Source organism: Phaeobacter italicus, from assembly GCF_019801785.1.
GTDB lineage: Bacteria > Pseudomonadota > Alphaproteobacteria > Rhodobacterales > Rhodobacteraceae > Phaeobacter > Phaeobacter italicus.
This window is the reverse complement of sequence record NZ_JAHVIJ010000002.1, coordinates 83,633-100,743: the sequence shown is the minus strand read 5'-3', so window position 1 is coordinate 100,743 and position 17,111 is coordinate 83,633. Positions and strand designations below refer to the sequence as shown.

Below are 17,111 nucleotides of genomic sequence, written 5' to 3'. Positions count from 1 at the left end.
TGCTGCTGCGCTACATGCCAAAGCTCGCATAGGGAATAAACCGAACGGGTGTTCCTGGCGTGATATCAACCGCCCCATCAGGCAACTCGACCAGCCCTTCGGCCCAGCTGAGCGAACTGACGCGGCCCGATCCTTCGGATTTGAACACCTCGACCTGACCGTTGCGCAGGCGCGCCCGCAGATATTCGCGCCGCCCCGGTTTCTTGCGCTTGCTGAACGCGGCTGGCAGCTCAAATCCTTGTGGCACCTGCCAGTCCGCCCCAGCCATGAGCCCCATTGCGGGACGCGCAAAGATCAGCGTGCAAACCATAGCCGCAACCGGATTGCCAGGCAGGCCAAAGACCGGCGTTCCCTGCCACATCCCAAGGGCCAGAGGCCGCCCCGGTTTCAGCGCGATACGCCACTGCTCCATCGCGCCATGCTCGCGCAGGATGGCCGACATGTGGTCTTCATCCCCCGCAGAAGCCCCGCCGCTGGTGAGGATCACATCAACACGTTCTGCCGCAGCGTCCAGATGCCCCCGCAACACTGCCCGGTCGTCCTCTGCTTTGCCGAGATCAATGGGCTCGAATCCCATTGTCGCCAACAAGGCCAGCAGCATGGGCCGGTTCGCGTCAAAGATCTGCCCGGCAGCGGCAGGCTCTCCCGGCTCGACCAGCTCATCACCCGTCGACAGCACACCAACGCGCAGGGGTTTGCGGACCGCAAGATGTGAGACACCCGTCGCCGAGGCCAGCGCCAGATCCGCAGGGGTGACAACGCGGCCCTTGCTCAGGATCACATCGCCCTCTGCTGCGTCCTCACCGGCCTTGCGCGTATTGGCCCCCTGTTTCAGCGGCCCGTTGAACGCAATTTTCGCACCATCACAGGTCACATCTTCTTCGAGGATGACCGTGTCCACCCCTTCTGGCAGGGCAGCCCCCGTCAGAATGCGGATCGCATATCCCGCAGGCACAGGATGATCGTAGGTTTGCCCAGCAGCCGCGCGGCCAGCAACCAGCGGCAAGACCTGCGCCCCGTCCGCGGCAGGCCCGGCAAATCCATATCCATCCACCGCGGTATTCGGTTGCGGTGGATTGGACCGCCGCGCGACGACATCTTCCGCCAGCACCCGCCCCAAAGCCAAGGAAAGCGGCAGGGTTTCAACCGCTGTGACAGGATGCAACCGATCCCTGAGATGAGCGAGCGCGTCATCCACAGGCGTCCAATCCACACCCGCAGGCAGGGCGAAACAATCATTTCGCAAGGGCGGCGGTGCCAGGGTCATGTCTGCCTCTGTTGTTGCCAGACGGGCCTGCCGATCCAGGAGCTGACCACACCCAGCGCCAAGGATCCATGCTTCTTCCTTGGCCTCGGAACTGGGCGCGTCGAAAAGGGTGGAAAACGCCCGTTCATCCAAGCCCGACAAGGCCTGCGACAAAAGCCTGACCTGCACCTTGTCGCGGATTTCTTCCGCCGCACCGTTCGCAAGCGCCTGCTTTACCGCCCCCTCGATCAATCCCGGCCAAACCTCGGCAAAAACCAGTTGCGCGCCGTCAATGTCCTGAAACGGCCAGACGGCGGCCTGATGGCGCTTGCGCAACCGCTCAAGCGTCGGCAACCCCATCAGGAGCTGGCTTCCAACCGTCGGGTTGAAGAACAACTGAAAACAGGAAGACGCGGCCTTGGCAACGAGATCCGTTTTGCGCCGCTCTGCCACGAGGTCATAGCTGATCCCGGACTTGCGATAGGGAATTTCAGGCCAGGAGTCTTCGCTCGGCTTCCCCCAAAGAGGCCCCGCACCCGGAAAGGCGCGGTTGATTTCGGATGCCACGGCAAAGCGGTTGTTCTGCCCCTTCTCGTCATCTGTGATGCGCTGCGACACCCACTGCCAAACCGCAAATGGGTCATCCTGTCCCGTCAGCTGCCTTGCAAATCCCTTGGGGTAGCCAAAGGGGAAATCAAACCCCGCCAGAACCTTTCTGCCCGCAGAACGTTCAGATGCAAAGAACGTCTCCAACCAGGCCTCGGCTTCAAGCCGGGTACGACAGTAGACTTGCTCCACCGCAAGGCCCGCACGCGCAACGCCAAGCCAGATCGCATCTTTGCTTTCCTTCACAGGCTTTCGCGTCGCCGCAGACCAATCGGCGATGAGGACCGTATCAAACACTGTCAAAGCTCCAGTTCCTGCGCGATGAAATCCGCAATTGCCGCCGTATCGTCCAGATCAAAAACCGGCCGGTCCAGCTCCAGCGGGCTATCGCTCGCGACGGCACGGATACTGGTGTCCTTTGGCGCAATGAGCGGCTGACCTGCTTCTTGCCGGTGTGCTTCGATCTTGGGGTGGGCCTCTCGCTTGAACCCCTCGACCAGCACCAGATCCACAGGTCGCAGTCGCGCCAGCAACGCCTCAAACGATGGCTCGGGCGCGCCACGCAGCTCTTGCATGATCGCAACCCTGTTGGGAGAGGCCAATATCACCTCGGACGCCCCCGCCGTGCGATGGCGAAAACTGTCGGTTCCGGGGTGGTCGACGTCAGTGCTGTGGTGGGCATGTTTCAACGTCGACACCGACAGGCCCCGCTCGCAGAACTCGGCGACGAGCCGCTCCATCAATCCGGTCTTGCCGCAGTTTTTCCAGCCGGTGACACCGTAAATCTTCATTTCAGCAATGCCTCGGCACGGGCCAGATCCTCTGGCGTGTTCACATTGAAAAACGGATCAAACGGCTCTGCCTCAAACAGCGCCTCGCGACCACCGTGCTGATCGGTCCATAGCACCACCTTGCGCAAGCCGTTCTGCAGCGCGCCCCGCAGATCCTCACGCAGCTCCACAGGCCAAAGCCCGAACGTCGGGTGCCGATTTACACGACGCCCCCCGCCCGATTTCAGTGCCTCTTCGCTTGTGCGCGGAGTGGTCGCCAGCACCAACGGATAACGCTGCCCCTCAGCCGCAGCCAGCAGCCGCTCTGCCAGATCCCGCGGAAAGAATGGCGTGTCAGCCGCAACGGTAACGATAGACGACGCCCCCTGCTCTGCGGCCCAGTCAAGCCCGGCAAGAACCCCCGCCAGAGGACCAGCAAATCCGTCAATCGTATCGGCAATGACCGGCAGGCCAAGATCATCAAATCGCTGTGGGTCGCCATTGGCGTTTAAGGCGAGACCTGCGACCTGGGGTGCGATCCGGGCGACCACACGGGCCAGCAGGCTTTCGCCCCCAACCTGAAGCCGCCCCTTATCGCCGCCGCCCATCCGGGTGGCGAGACCGCCTGCGAGGATTACGCCGAGGGGTTGGGTCATTTGTGGCCTCCTTCACAGGCATAGGCTCCAGCGAACAGCCATCTGCATCGCTGCACTATTCTTTGCAGCGCATCAGAGACGTCGGACACCCCGCTCGAGATAACTTTCCGTGATACCGATCTGCCCATGACAGAAATCCCGAAGTCCGCCGCGACCGGTCGCCCAAAGCGGAACATGGCCCAGAAGGCCAGAGCACTCAGGACGAAGAATGATCCAAAGACCATAAGCGCCAGGTCCAGCGGGCTGCGTGCGTGTCCGCTCATTCAATGCCCCTGCGCCCGGCAACATGCCGGGCAGCGCCCGTCCGCCCCCATGGGCGGGCGCTTCGCTTCCGCCCGCGGACCGGCTCTGCCCTTTGGTCTATTGAACCAGTCATGTTCCCGCACTCTTCCGCCGATGTTTCTTGTCCTCAACCGGCGCGTCCTTGGGGTCCATGTCGCGCACCAGCCGTTCCTCCCCCGCCAGACAGACGAAACGCTGGCCGCGCATCCGCCCGATGAGCGTCAGGCCCACTTCCTGCGCGATTTCCACGCCCCACGCGGTAAAGCCTGAACGGGACGCCAGAACCGGGATCCCCATCATCGCGGTCTTGATCACCATTTCGGATGTAAGCCGCCCCGTCGTGTAGAGGATTTTATCCGACACATCCGCGCCGGTGCTCTGGATCCAGCCTGCAATCTTGTCCACCGCATTGTGGCGGCCCACGTCCTCCATGTAGACCAGCGGTCGATCTTGCTGACACAGCACGGTGCCATGAATGGCGCCCGCCTCCAGGTACAGCGACGGCGTGCGGTTGATCTTGTGCGCCAGCGCATAAAGCCAGGAGGTCTTCACCTCCACCTCAGGCAGGCGCACATCCTCCAGCCCTTCCATCATGTCGCCAAAGACAGTGCCGACCGCGCAGCCCGACGTCCGCGTCTTTTTCTGGAGCTTCTCTTCATAGGACGTTTCGATCTCGGTGCGCACCACCACCGTTTCCAGCTCTTCGTCATAGTCGATACCGGTGATCACGTCGTCAGCGCGCAGCATGCCCTGATTGCGCAGAAAGCCAAGAGCAAGATACTCCGGATAATCCCCAATCGTCATCGCCGTGACGATTTCCTGCCGGTTCAGATAGATGGTCAGCGGGCGCTCTTCGACCACGGAAATTTCAGCCACCGCACCGGTGTGATCAAGACCTTTGACCCGCCGGGTCAGCCGCGCGTTTATTGGGTTCGGCGCGATCAGATACTCGGCCACAACCGCAGCCTGATCTGCGTTTTCATCCATCATCGCCAATTGCAAACCTCCACCCACAGGCCTATGCCAATTGGGAACAACCTAGGACCAGATCATGGCAATCACCACCACGAAATCGGCATTTTGGAAGGGGTTTCGCGACGGCGCGCCCTTCCTGTTGGTGTCGGGACCATTTGGGCTCCTGTTTGGCGTTCTGGCCGCCGAAGCAGGACTGATTGTCCCCGAGGCGCTGGTCTTTTCGCTCTCTGTCTTTGCCGGTTCGGCCCAGTTCACGGCCCTCCAGCTGATGCAGGAAAACACGCCGACACTCATTATTCTGGTCTCAGCGCTCGCGGTGAACCTGCGGGTGGCGATGTATTCCGCATCCCTCACCCCCTATTTGGGAGAGGCCCCGCTTTGGCAACGTGCCTGCGCCGCCTATCTGACGGTTGACCAATCCTATGCCCTGTCGATTGTTCAGTTCGAAAACAACCCGCAGATGACCCTGTCACAGCGGCTGGCGTATTTCTTCGGCACCAACGGCTGCGTCGCGCCTGGCTGGATGGCGGCAACATTCATCGGCGCGCTTCTGGGCGCACAGGTGCCTGACAGCTGGGGCCTCGACTTTGTGCTGCCACTGGCGTTTCTGGCGATGGTCGGCCCGATGCTGCGCACACCTGCGCATGTGGTCGCCTGCTTTGCCGCCGTCGCAACCGCATTGCCCGCGACCGCCCTGCCCTACAATCTCGGCCTGATCGTTGCGGGTATGGTCGGCATGATGGCAGGGGCACAGGCCGAACTCTGGATTGAACAGCGCAAGACAGGAAAGGACGCAGCATGACACAGGCCCCTGACCCCACGCTGCTGTGGACCATCATCATCGGACTGGCTGTCGGCAGCTTTGCCCTGCGTTTTGCATTCATCGGGCTCATGGGCGGGCGCACGATGCCTGCCTGGCTGATGCGACATCTGCGCTATACGGCGGTTGCGATCATTCCCGCATTGGTCGCCCCGCTCGTTGCCTGGCCCACCCCCACTGGTGGCACCCCCAGCCTGCCGCATGTCGCGGTCGCAGTGGCGGTTTTTGCGCTCGGCTTTCTGACCCGCAATGTCCTGATCGCGATGGGGGCGGGCGCCTGTGGGTTTCTGCTGTTGTTCCTGTTGCATTGACGTTGCGACACATAACGCAAAACAAAAGCCGCAGGACGACCTGCGGCTTTGTCATTTCAAGCATCTCACAATCATGCCCCTTCGGGCGGGACAGTCAGCTGCCAGCGCCTGCATTCAAAAGCGCATTGTTCTTTTCCAACCCTTCTTTCAAGTCCGCGCTGTCATTTTCGCGGTAAACCTGGGTGGAAACACCCGGAAGGGCTGCAAACTGTTCGGATAGCTTGCCGGGATAAAACGTGGTCTCGATCGACTCGAACCCCGGAATTTGCGCCAGAACAGACGAGGTCGCATTCGAACAGAACGCCCCCGCAACACGGCCGTTGCGCGTCACCAGTTGATAGGCGAGCTGCGCTTGCTCCGGGCTGACCTCAACGGTTTGAACAACGACGTGGTGCGTGCTGCGCGCATGTGACCCGCGATAGGCACGTTCAACCGCAGGCGTGATCCCGTAAAGGACATCATCACGCTCCGGCACCACATCAGCATAGAAGGATCCGGCAGGATCGAAAATCACCCGCTCAGAGGCATTCACCATCAGGGAGGTATGCGCGCCCTGACCCGTGCGGTTGTTGATCATGGTATAAAGCGTCAGCGACGGCGGGCCGTCGTGACGATAGGCCACTCTCTGCAACGTGGCATCATCTGCGTTGGGCTGTTGCGGCGCGGCGCAGGCCACCAGCGCACCACACAGCAGCACCGCTGCAGTGGTGCGCGTCAGGCCAGCCACAGACCGGGCACCCAGACGCCCCAGGCGATCCGAACCGGCCACGCGATCAGGTCGCGAAGATCGCCAGGAAAACGGTAAAGATCGCCACTGCAATGCAGAAGCGCGTGGTGAATTTCAGGAAGCCTTCATAGGTCTTTTCCTGAACAGTGATGTCCATCGAACCGTGCTTGTGTTCAGCCATGTGTCCATTCCTATTCGCGTATGTTTGCTTGCTGGATACTGGATTTCGCCGCCACTGTCACCACGTCAATCGGGCGCATCCCTGCCAAAACTGTCGCGGTTTTGGCCTGCACAGGTGGGATACCCATACCCCCAGCGCCACGAGAGCCCGCTGCAGGGCCCACCTGCGAATCGAACAGCGCCGTAGACGGCTTTGCTGACAGTCCGGGCAAGCGATGGATTGTCCTGCAATTGCGTCTCTACACAGCGGCGCAGGCTCTGATCGGCTTCAAGGCGCGCCTGATAGCTTTGGACGGAGTCCCTGGCCTGTCCGGCAGCGTGATAGCTGCGATCGTGACGGATGCAGCAATGCTCAAACGGAGGGCCGTTGCCAGACCGTGACAGCTGTCGCCACAACAGGGACAACCCGCCGCTGCAACCATCGGTCGTGAATGGCGAGGGTTCGTACCCCTGCGCCGCCATCAGATCGTCCAGCAGCTGATACGCCGGGGCCTCCAACTGGCCCAGCCAACTGTCCTGTGCCCAGGCGACATCTGCCAGGAAACCACAGACCCCCGCGACCAGCACAGCTGCCTTCACCCGTATGACACGCTCAGCTCTCAGGCGCATCGCTCTCCAGATCAGAAACAAGCCGGAACCCGATCCGGTTGGCAGGCGCGGCTTCGTTTTGCTTTGGCAAGGCGCGCAGCATCACATTCAGTTGGCTCACGTGTTGCACCAACTGGGTGCGCGCGCCGCTGGTGTCAGAGCCGTAGTAGGTGATCATGTCGGGATCAAAATAGCCCATGCCTTCGATCCGCATCACACCGGCGTCGCCACCAGCAAAACCCATCGCGACCTCGTGTTCGCTGTCCAGCTGCTCTTCGAAATTCTGAATGTATAGGATCAGCCGTTCATAGGCCCAGCGAGCCGGGCTCTTGCTTTCAACCGGCTTTTTCAGCTGCTCTGGCAGGGGCTTCAGCGGATGGCAGGCTTCTGGGTCTGAATGGACCTCGTGAACACATGGCAGGATCGCATCTTCTGCCGCTTCTGCGCTGGTTGCGATTTCATCGGACATGGTGTCTCCCCCGGTGACGGGGCAGATCACCCCTTACGCTGATAAAGCCAGGCCCCGTCATCCCGTCGGACGCGATCCACCTGACCGATATGATACAGATGATTTACATGGGCCACCGCCTCTACCAAGGCAAGACCATATTCCCCCGCACCAATCTTGCGCTTGAACAGAGGCGCAAAACACTCTGCCGCGCTGCGGGGCTCGTCCAGATGGTCAAGAAGCCGCGCAAGGGCTCCGTGGTGATTGTCGATCAGCTGCGCCATGCGGTGTGGCAGACCAAGAAAGGGCAGCTTGTGCCCGCCCAGCGCAAGGTGATCGGGTCGCGCAAGCGGAGCAAGCCGTTCGCAGGCTTCCAGCCATTCAGCCACCGGGTCAGCCATTGGTTCGGTCGCGTAGACCCCGATATTGGGGCTGATCGAAGACAGGATCTGATCACCTGTGATCACCAGATTGTCATCGCGACTCCAGAATGTTGCGTGCTCTGGTGCGTGGCCGTTGCCCATGTGGATGTCCCAGTCGCGACCAGCCATACGCAACACGTCGCCCTGTTTGATGCGGGTAAACCCTAGTGGCATCGGATAGACCGTATCGGCAAAATTGAACGGCCGCTCTGCCACCCGTGCATCATAGATCGCGGGATCCATACCCGCGCTGCGGTAGAACTCCAGCGTCTCTTCCGGCCAGCTTTCCTGCACATCAAGCGTCAGCATCCGCGCAAACAGCCAGGCAGTGCGCGTCGTCACCAGTTCTGCACCATGTTCAGACTGAAACCAGCCAGCATTGCCGACATGATCGGGGTGGTGATGCGTGACCACAACCCGCCTCACGGGCTTGCCGCCAAGCGGACCAGCCATCAGCCGCTCCCAGATGCGACGGGTTTTGTTGGACGACATGCCGGTGTCAACAATGGTCCAGCCATCACCATCGTCCAGCGCGTAGACGTTCACATGGTCCAGCTTCATCGGCAGAGGCAGACGCATCCACAGAACGCCTTCGGCCACCTCAATGGCCTCGCCCTCAGCGGGCGGTTCGCTCCACGGGCCGTCGGGGCGTTCGCTGCTCATCCGTCAGCCAGTTCATCCAAGGTCAATGCGCGCGCGCCATCTGCACCCGCCTGCGCATGAGTCAGCAGGGCTGCGTGCTCTGGCAGCATCCGGTTGATGTAGAAGCGGGCCAATTTCTCGCGTGGGCCACCGACATCTGCCATCGCAGCCGCCAGATGATAATGCCCGCCCAAGACGCGGGCAAAAGCATGCAGGTACGGAACCGCCCCCGCGAAACGTTCGTCCATATTGCCCTGCGCCGTAAGCCACTCTGTCGCCTCGCGCAGCGACTCGCAGGCCTGCCAGACCGCTTCGGCCATATTTGGATGGGTGGTGCGGGCCCGTTCGGCCTGCTCTTCGATCTCATCGATCAGACGGTGCGCCATGTCACCGCCGTCCATCATCTTGCGCCCCACCAGATCCATCGCCTGAATGCCGTTGGTGCCTTCGTAGATCGCGGTCACACGGACGTCGCGGTAGAACTGCGCTGCGCCGGTCTCTTCAATAAAGCCCATGCCACCGTGCACCTGCACCCCGGTTTCTGACACGCGCATCCCGGTTTCGGTGCCAAAAGCCTTGGCAATCGGCGTGAGGAAAGCCGCCCGTGCAGCCCAGTCCTGCGCACCGGTTGCCGTCTGCATGTCGATAGCCTGCGAACACGCCAGCAGGATCGCGCGTGCAGCGAACAGATCGGCTTTCATCTCCATCAGCATCCGGCGCACATCGGCATGATCCACGATGGTGCCAGAAGCAGACTTGCCCTGTTTGCGCTCCAGTGCGTAGGCCAGTGCCTTCTGATAGGCCGCGCCTGCGACGCCCACGCCCTGACCGCCGACACCCAGACGGGCGTTGTTCATCATGGTGAACATCGCCGCGAGACCACCACCCGGCTTGCCAACCATCCAGCCGATGGCGCCATCATACTGCATCACACAGGTCGGCGAACCATGCAGACCCATCTTGTGTTCCAGGCTCACGACTTTCAGCGAATTGGCTTTGCCGGGGTTGCCCTCGGCGTCCGGCAGGAATTTGGGCACCAGGAAGAGAGAAATCCCCTTGGTCCCCGGCACCGCATCGGGCAGACGCGCCAGCACCAGATGGCAGACGTTCTGGGTGAAATCATTGTCACCCCAGGAGATATAGATCTTCTGCCCGCTGATGGCATAGGTGCCATCGTCCAGTGGCTCCGCCTTGGAGCTGAGCGCCCCCACATCAGAGCCTGCCTGAGGCTCGGTCAGATTCATGGTGCCAGACCACTCGCCCGAGATCAGCTTGGGCAGATACAGTTCTTTCAGGGTGTCACTGGCGTGATGCTCCAGCGCCTCGATCTGGCCCTGGCTCATCAGCGGAGCCAGCTGCAGCGAAAGGCACGCACCCGACATCATTTCGTTCACGGCCGTGGTCAGGGTCATCGGCAGGCCCATGCCGCCGAAATCCTCTGCCGCACTCATGCCGATCCAACCCCCTTCAGAGATCGCCTGCCAGCCTTCTGCATATCCCGGAGAGGTGCGCAAAACGCCGTTCTCCAGATAGGCTGGCTGCAAATCCCCGCCCCTGTTCAGCGGGGCCATAACCTCATCACAGAACTTGCCCGCTTCGGTCAGGATTGCGGTCACGACATCGTCGCTCGCTTCGCTGAACCGCTCGGTCGCGGAAATCTCGCTGTAGCCAATGATGTGATTCAATAGAAACTGATACTCGGGAACGGGGGCACGGAAGGTCATGTCTGGCCTCTTTCAGAGAGAGCTGTTCGGGGCAGCTTGGCATCATTGCCCCGAGCCTTTATGTTGAACGTCTTGTCCGATTACCTAACCGGGCCCTTTTTTCAAGCAACCAAAACGCCGCGTCACCAGCCATGTCCAACTCTCCCACCCGCGTCCTGACCGCTCAGCCGCAGGATATTCGTCAGGCTGCAGCGCTCTTGCAGGCCGGACAGCTGGTCGCGTTTCCCACCGAAACGGTATACGGGCTTGGCGCGGATGCCCGTCAGGGAGAGGCCGTCGCCGCGCTTTATGCCGCGAAGGGACGACCCAGCTTCAACCCGCTGATTGCGCATGTCCATTCGATTGAGGCCGCGAAACGTCACGTCATCTGGACAGAGACCGCCAACAAGCTGGCAGAAGCGTTCTGGCCCGGCCCGCTGACACTGGTGCTGCCCCTGCGAGACGGGCATGACATTTCGCATCTTGTGACCGCGGGTCTTGAAACTCTTGGCGTGCGCATTCCCGCCCACCCAGCCGCCCGCGCCCTTCTGTCGGTTTTGGACGGCCCCGTTGCGGCCCCTTCGGCCAACCCATCCGGACGGATCAGCCCGACAACAGCGGCACATGTTGTCGCCGGTCTGGACGGGCGTATTGCGGCCATTGTCGATGACGGCCCCTGCGGCGTAGGCGTGGAATCCACCATCGTCGGGCTGTCGGGTGAGACACCCATTCTGCTGCGCCCCGGCGGGCTCGCTCAGGAAGACATCGAGGCGGTGCTGGGTCACCCGCTGCAGCTGCGCGATGCGTCGGATCCTCTGACCGCGCCGGGGCAGTTGCTGTCACATTACGCCCCACGCGCCAAAGTCCGGCTGAATGTCACCACACCGGATCCGGCAGAGCTGTACCTTGGGTTTGGCACGATGTCCTGTGACCTGAACCTGTCTGACAGCGCTGATCTGGTAGAGGCGGCCGCCAATCTGTTTGGCCACCTGCATCAGCTAGATGCGATGGACAAACCGATCGCCGTGGCCCCGATCCCCGAGCACGGACTGGGCGCGGCAATCAACGACCGCCTGCGCCGCGCCGCCGCACCGCGCTGACCCCAGTCGACCGCATTGCTGACCCCAATCGACCGCATTGGGCAGATTATCAGGCGTGGCCCGCGCTTGTGGACAACGTCAGGGGATCCACACCGATCTCCCGTAGCGCCGCTTCCCATTTTTCGTGGTCCGCCAGCTCAAACACAAGATCCGGCGTTGCTGGCGCGTTCAGCCAGCCATTAAGCGCGATCTCCGATTCGAGCTGCCCTGGCCCCCAGCCCGCATAGCCAAGCATGACCAGCTTTTGCGCAGGCCCCTGCCCGGCGCCGATATCTTCAAGAACATCAACTGTTGCAGTCATCGAAAACCCATCCGACACCCGCAGAGAACTGACGTTTGATTGATACTCGGGCGAGTGCAGTACAAATCCCCGCTGTGTCTCAACCGGGCCACCAAATCTGACCGGCTGATTGCCGTCGGTTTCATCCGCGACGCTGATGTCGAGCTGCTCCAGAAGATTGGACACGGCAACACCCGCCGCAGGTTTGTTCACAATCAGACCCATCGCCCCGGTATCGTCATGAGAACACAAAAGAATCAGTGAATGTTCAAACCGGGGATCCCCGATGCCTGGCATCGCTATCAGTAGTTGTCCGGAAAGATCCATCTGCACCTGTATTCCTTGTTGTGGAGGTGGGTTGGCGTAACGCCAGCTCCCTTTGCTCTTTATAATAAGATGGCGCGCAGCCTTTGCGTGTTCAAGGCCAAGTCTGTTTCTGTGTCGCGATCACCCGCCCCTGACCGTATCGTGACTTGGCTTTTACCTTCTGAACGCGCATCTATTCCTTATGACACAGTTTCACCCTGCCCCATCAAATATGCCGTTAAAATCATCCGCACCCCACCGGGTCGTTTCGGCTGTGGCTTCTGCTGGGCGCCGTTGGCTGCGCGCCGCGCTCTCCGTGGCGATTGTACCGCTGACAGCCCTTCCCGCCGCTGCTCTGGCGGAGCGGATGGAGGATATCGTCCAGCTGGAGATCCTGGATGGCGGCATCACCCGCAGTGGCACCCATATGGGCGCGATCCGTCTGACACTGTCAGAGGGGTGGAAAACATACTGGCGCGCGCCCGGTGACGCCGGAATTCCACCGCAATTCACCTGGGCGGGATCACAAAACGTCGGCGCTGTATCGATCAAATGGCCAACGCCTGACGTGTTTCTGACCTCAGGTTTCCGGACCATCGGCTATCACGATCAGCTGGTTCTTCCGGTTGAGATCACCCCTGCAAAGGCCGGCGCGCCCATCAAGCTGAAAGGTCGGATGGAGTTGGGGATCTGCAAGGATGTTTGCATTCCATCCGAACTCACCTTCGAGCAAGCCCTGAACCCGAAGAGCAGCAAAAACCCCGCCATTGTCGCAGCCCTTGCCGATCAACCGCTTTCCGCGCGGGAAGCCGGTGTGCGCCGTGCCTCCTGCGACATTGTCCCAAGCCGCTACGGCATGCAGCTGACGGCCCGCATCGCCATGCCCTCCGCTGGCGGTGAGGAGGTCGTGGTCATCGAACCGGGCGCGCCCAATCTGGCCACCACGGAAACCACCACCACGCGCAGCGGCGACCAGCTGGTTGCGCAGACCGAAATCGTGTCGGCGGACGGGGGCATCTTTGCCATGGACCGTTCGCAGCTGCGGTTCACGGTGCTGGGGCGTAATCATGCAGTGGACATCCGGGGCTGCACTCGCCACTAATTCCGGCAACCCTGCCCCAATGTCGGAACCGTCATGTCCAGCTCTCCTGACCCAGTAAAACGTCCCGTGCTCGGGGCACTGGCGGTTGTCTGTCACCCACAAGGGGGACAGGATCACGTCATCCTGGTCCAACGCAAGCAACCGCCCAACGCAGGCTGGTGGGGGTTTCCCGGCGGTCACGTTGAATTGGGCGAAACCGCCTCTGAGGCCGCAGCCCGCGAGCTGCTGGAAGAAACGGGCGTGATCGCCACTCCGCGCAAGATCCTGACACATGTGGATGTCATGCTGCGGGATGACGCCGGTGCTGTGCAACGGCAGTATCTTCTGGTGGCCGTGCTCTGTGACTATGTCAGCGGCTCACCGCACCCCGACGATGATGCCCTGCAGGCCAGCTGGGTGCCCGTTTCAGACCTTGCGCTGACGAGCACGCCATCGTCGTCCACTCCCGCCCGGCTGCTGATCGATCAGGTGGCCGAGGTCGCCCTGCTGGCACAGGCGGAACAACAGCTGGCGGAATAGCGCAACGGTTAGGGCGCCACAGGTGCCCCCTTAGGCCCTCTGGCCGCGCGCGCGCGACAGTCGTCCCAGCCCGTAGCCCGCAAGGCTGATCACAACAGCCCCCACCAGGAACAAGGCACCGCCAGCGCGGACCGGATCCATTTCAACCAGCGCCGGAACGCCGATCCGCAACGCAGGATGCAGCGCCCCAGCGGCCATTGCGTAGCCAAGGCTCAGCGCCAACCAGGCAAGCTGTGCACCAGCCAACCCAAAGGTGAGCCAACGCAAACACCCTGCCCGGCCCTGCAGTCCGCGGCGCAGCGCGGTAAAGGGACGTGCGACATCTGCCTGAACGGCCACCAGTGCTGGCACCACCAAGAGCACAAGGAACATGCCAAACCCCAGCCCGTAGACCAGCGTAATCACCGTCGGCTTCAGGAACTGCGCCTGTTGTGAACCCTCATACATCAGCGGGGCCAGCCCCAGCACCGTCGTCAATGTGGTCAGCATGACCGGTCGCAGACGATCCGCTGCCCCATCTATGATCGAAGGGATCAAACCGCGCTCTTCGGCGTATTCGTCGATCGTTGTCACCAGAACAATCGAGTCGTTGATGATGATCCCCGTCATCCCCAACAGACCGACCACAGTGAACATCGACAGCGGCACCTCCCAGAGGTAATGGCCCCAAATCGTGCCGACCAAGCCAAATGGAATGATTGCCATGACCACCAGCGGACGGGTCCAGCTGGCAAAAATCCACGACAAAACCAGATAAATTCCCGTCAGGCAGAGAATAAGGCCGGTGCGCGCGTCATTGAGAAAATCGCTTTCCTGTTCGCTCAACCCAGCCAGCCGCCAGTCTACCTGCCGCTCACTTGCGATTTTGGGTAGAATCTCTTCCTCTAGCGCGGTGACGATTTCTTGGGCACGGGCGGGGTCATCTTCGGAAATGTCACCGGTCACTGAAATCACCCGCACGCCGTTTTCCCGCCGCACCGTGGAAAACCCGGTGCGCTGGCTGACCGAGACGATGTCGGCCAGCGGCAGATAGATCCCTGCCGGGCTCCGCATCAGCGTGCGTTCCAGGAAATCCGCCGTCAGCTCGCCGTCGGGCAGTTCCACCCGGATCTCGGCGCTGCGGGGACCGTCCGGATAGGTTGCTGCTTCAATACCATTCAGCCGCCCGCGCAGCGCCCGCCCCAAGGTCTCAACCGTGAATTCAAGCGCCCGCCCCTGCGGCGTCAGCTCCAGAACCAGCTCTTCCTTGTCGTATGCAAGATTATCCTGCACCGCAGAGACTTCTGGATAGCGCAGGAGCGCGGTCTTCAGATCCTCAGATGCCGCCTTCAGCACGTCGACCGCGGCGCCACTGAACTCAACATCCAGCGCATCCCCGCCCGGACCAGACCGCCACCCCCGAAATGAGACCGTTTCCGTCAGCGGATGCCTGCGTACGCTGTCCTGCAATTCGGCGACAAAGGCAAAGCTGGAATAGGGGCGCAGATCCGCATCAATCAGCTCGATCGAAATCCCGCCCAACAGATCCGTATCCTTGGCATCCACTCCAGCGAGCCCACGTCCGGCGTTTCCACCAATTTCTGCCATGACGAAATCGACCGGATTGCGGCCATGGCGCTGTTCATACTCGGCGCCCAACGCCTCTACCGCGCGCTGCATCTCGCGCATCATGGCCAGCGTATCCTCGCGGCTTGCCCCCTCGACCATGGCAAAATTACCGGTGACCGAGCCCCGCTCCGGCGCATTGAAAAAGCGCCATTTGACATCCCCGCCGATAAACAGCGCCAGCTGGCTCGCAAGGATCACCAAAGCACCGGCCAACACCACGTAGCGGGCCCGCACCACCAGCGCCATCAGCGGGCGAAATGCCCGGTCGCGCACCTTTCGAAAGCCACGGTTCACCACCCGGCTGGGCAAATCATACCAGTGTTCCTTGGCACTATGCGCCAGCGCATGCGCAAGGTGGTTGGGCAAGATAAGAAAACACTCAACCAGCGACCCCGCCAGAACAGCGATCACCGTCAATGGGATGTCGCGGATCAGCTCTCCAAAGCGACCGCCGATCGACACAAGCCCGAAAAAGGCAATCACCGTGGTCAGCGTCGCCGCAAAAACCGGCATCGCCATGCGCCGCGCGGCGTTCTCGGCGGCAGAGACAGGGTGTTCGCCCAGACGCCGCGCCCTGAAATCGGCATGTTCCCCCACGACGATGGCGTCATCCACCACGATACCCAGCGTAATGATGAGACCGAAGAGACTGATCATGTTGATGGTCAGCCCACCAAGGTACATCAGCGCAATCGCGGCAAACATGGCCGCCGGAATGCCCGCAGCCACCCAGAACGCGATGCGGGCATTAAGAAACAGGAACAACAAGGCCAGCACCAGACCAAGGCCCATCAGCCCATTGTCGATCAGAATATCAAGCCGCCCCGTGATGGCCTCTGCACGGGTCCGGATCAGGCTGGCGCTTACCCCTTCGGGCAGGCTTGCCTGCATTTCCTCGACCACATCCTCGACCTGGGCCTGAATGCCGATCGCATCGCCTTGGTCAGAGCGGTCCACCCGGATCGACATCGCCGGGTTCTCGCCGACAAAATAGGACCGATTGCGATCGACACCTTCGATGCGGATTGTTGCGACATCCCCCACCGTCAACGCCGAACCGTCCGGGTTCGTGCGCAACACGATCCCTGCGAGCTCTTCAGGCGTCCGTTTTTCGCTGCCGGTGCGGATGCGGGCATTGGCCCCGCTTACATCGCCCGCCGGGTTGGCATCGACTTCTGCCGCAATAGCCGACGCGATGTCTGCCATCGCGATGTCATGCGCAATCAGGCTGGCCGAAGGCACCTCAACCAATGTCCGTGGTGCCGCGACGCCGCGGATGGTGGTGCGGGTGACGCCCGCCTCGAACAGACGATTGACCAGTTCGTCAGCAAACAGCCCAAGCTGGCGCGGCGCGATCGGACCGGTCAGTACGATATCCGTCACCCGGTCGCGCCAGGCACCCCGACGCACGCTGGGCTCTTCTGCCTCTTCGGGAAGGGACGTGATGCCATCCACTGCGCTTTGCACATCATCGGCAGCACGGGCCATGTCCCAGCCCGGTTCGAAATCAAGCGAGATATTTGCCCGCCCTTCACGAGAGGTGGAACTGGTGCTTTCCACCCCATCCACCGCAAGAAGCGCCGGCTCCATCAGCTGCACAATGGCGCTGTCGATATCTTCGGGGCCTGCACCTTCCCATTCAACCGAGACAGAAACGCTCTCTACGATCACATCGGGAAAGAACTGCGCCCGCATGTTCGGGATCGCAGCAGCCCCCAGAACCAGCAGCAGAACAAGAAGAAGATTGGCCAGCGTGCGGTGACGGGTGAAGTAGCTCAGCAGGCCTCCGGCGGATTGGGGCAAATTGCGCAGCATGGCGC

At 61.5% G+C, this 17,111-nt stretch carries 17 protein-coding genes; 5 read left to right on the top strand and 12 right to left on the bottom strand.

Annotated features, from left to right (window positions below; genetic code table 11):
- Positions 1–10 precede the first annotated feature (10 nt).
- The 4 genes from KUV39_RS04875 to fdhD all read right to left on the bottom strand — a co-directional run bounded on the left by KUV39_RS04875 (position 11) and on the right by fdhD (position 4,547).
- Positions 11–2,155, bottom strand: coding sequence for a molybdenum cofactor synthesis domain-containing protein (locus tag KUV39_RS04875; protein ID WP_222459111.1), 2,145 nt, complete (start codon positions 2,153–2,155; stop codon positions 11–13).
- Positions 2,152–2,643: a molybdopterin-guanine dinucleotide biosynthesis protein B gene (gene mobB / locus KUV39_RS04870; protein ID WP_050672800.1), complete on the bottom strand. Its 492-nt coding sequence runs from the start codon at positions 2,641–2,643 to the stop codon at positions 2,152–2,154. Before mobB ends, KUV39_RS04875 begins: the two co-directional genes overlap by 4 nt.
- A complete protein-coding gene (gene mobA / locus KUV39_RS04865; RefSeq protein WP_222459110.1) occupies positions 2,640–3,278 on the bottom strand; it encodes a molybdenum cofactor guanylyltransferase MobA in 639 nt (212 codons plus the stop codon). Before mobA ends, mobB begins: the two co-directional genes overlap by 4 nt.
- A 372-nt stretch (positions 3,279–3,650) precedes the next feature.
- Positions 3,651–4,547 (bottom strand): formate dehydrogenase accessory sulfurtransferase FdhD, encoded by an 897-nt coding sequence (gene fdhD / locus KUV39_RS04860; protein WP_222459403.1) that lies wholly within the window; start codon positions 4,545–4,547, stop codon positions 3,651–3,653.
- A 64-nt stretch (positions 4,548–4,611) separates the two neighbouring features.
- Between fdhD and KUV39_RS04855 the strand changes: the two genes are divergently transcribed.
- Both KUV39_RS04855 and KUV39_RS04850 read left to right on the top strand, forming a co-directional pair.
- Positions 4,612–5,337, top strand: a complete 726-nt coding sequence (locus KUV39_RS04855) for an AzlC family ABC transporter permease (protein ID WP_008559956.1) — start codon at positions 4,612–4,614, stop codon at positions 5,335–5,337.
- Positions 5,334–5,666, top strand: coding sequence for an AzlD domain-containing protein (locus tag KUV39_RS04850; RefSeq protein WP_222459109.1), 333 nt, complete (start codon positions 5,334–5,336; stop codon positions 5,664–5,666). Before KUV39_RS04855 ends, KUV39_RS04850 begins: the two co-directional genes overlap by 4 nt.
- A 94-nt stretch (positions 5,667–5,760) precedes the next feature.
- Here KUV39_RS04850 and KUV39_RS04845 read toward each other — a convergent pair whose 3' ends face one another.
- The 6 genes from KUV39_RS04845 to KUV39_RS04820 form a co-directional block, all read right to left on the bottom strand.
- Positions 5,761–6,393: a hypothetical protein gene (locus KUV39_RS04845; RefSeq protein WP_008559722.1), complete on the bottom strand. Its 633-nt coding sequence runs from the start codon at positions 6,391–6,393 to the stop codon at positions 5,761–5,763.
- A 46-nt stretch (positions 6,394–6,439) separates the two neighbouring features.
- On the bottom strand, positions 6,440–6,574 hold the full coding sequence (locus KUV39_RS04840) for an aa3-type cytochrome c oxidase subunit IV (RefSeq protein ID WP_008562087.1): 135 nt from the start codon (positions 6,572–6,574) through the stop codon (positions 6,440–6,442).
- 65 nt (positions 6,575–6,639) lie between these two features.
- Positions 6,640–7,182, bottom strand: coding sequence for a hypothetical protein (locus KUV39_RS04835; RefSeq protein ID WP_244998244.1), 543 nt, complete (start codon positions 7,180–7,182; stop codon positions 6,640–6,642).
- Positions 7,166–7,630 (bottom strand): DUF6173 family protein, encoded by a 465-nt coding sequence (locus KUV39_RS04830; protein WP_008561494.1) that lies wholly within the window; start codon positions 7,628–7,630, stop codon positions 7,166–7,168. Before KUV39_RS04830 ends, KUV39_RS04835 begins: the two co-directional genes overlap by 17 nt.
- Positions 7,631–7,656: 26 nt before the next feature.
- On the bottom strand, positions 7,657–8,694 hold the full coding sequence (locus KUV39_RS04825) for an MBL fold metallo-hydrolase (protein ID WP_222459108.1): 1,038 nt from the start codon (positions 8,692–8,694) through the stop codon (positions 7,657–7,659).
- Entirely contained in the window at positions 8,691–10,397 is a 1,707-nt protein-coding gene (locus KUV39_RS04820; protein ID WP_222459107.1) for an acyl-CoA dehydrogenase family protein, read from the bottom strand. Before KUV39_RS04820 ends, KUV39_RS04825 begins: the two co-directional genes overlap by 4 nt.
- A gap of 131 nt (positions 10,398–10,528) precedes the next feature.
- On the opposite strand from KUV39_RS04820, the gene KUV39_RS04815 reads away from it, so the two are divergent.
- Complete coding sequence (locus KUV39_RS04815; RefSeq protein ID WP_222459106.1) at positions 10,529–11,476, top strand: L-threonylcarbamoyladenylate synthase; 948 nt, start codon at positions 10,529–10,531, stop codon at positions 11,474–11,476.
- Between the two features lie 49 nt (positions 11,477–11,525).
- Here the strand turns inward: KUV39_RS04815 and KUV39_RS04810 are convergent, their stop codons facing one another.
- Positions 11,526–12,083 (bottom strand): YqgE/AlgH family protein, encoded by a 558-nt coding sequence (locus tag KUV39_RS04810; protein WP_037302578.1) that lies wholly within the window; start codon positions 12,081–12,083, stop codon positions 11,526–11,528.
- Positions 12,084–12,264: 181 nt separating this feature from the next.
- Here KUV39_RS04810 and KUV39_RS04805 point away from each other — a divergent pair, with 181 nt between their 5' ends.
- On the top strand, positions 12,265–13,164 hold the full coding sequence (locus tag KUV39_RS04805) for a protein-disulfide reductase DsbD domain-containing protein (RefSeq protein WP_222459105.1): 900 nt from the start codon (positions 12,265–12,267) through the stop codon (positions 13,162–13,164).
- Positions 13,165–13,197: 33 nt separating this feature from the next.
- Complete coding sequence (locus KUV39_RS04800; RefSeq protein WP_222459104.1) at positions 13,198–13,683, top strand: NUDIX hydrolase; 486 nt, start codon at positions 13,198–13,200, stop codon at positions 13,681–13,683.
- A gap of 30 nt (positions 13,684–13,713) precedes the next feature.
- Here KUV39_RS04800 and KUV39_RS04795 read toward each other — a convergent pair whose 3' ends face one another.
- Complete coding sequence (locus KUV39_RS04795; protein WP_222459103.1) at positions 13,714–17,106, bottom strand: efflux RND transporter permease subunit; 3,393 nt, start codon at positions 17,104–17,106, stop codon at positions 13,714–13,716.
- Positions 17,107–17,111: the final 5 nt, after the last annotated feature.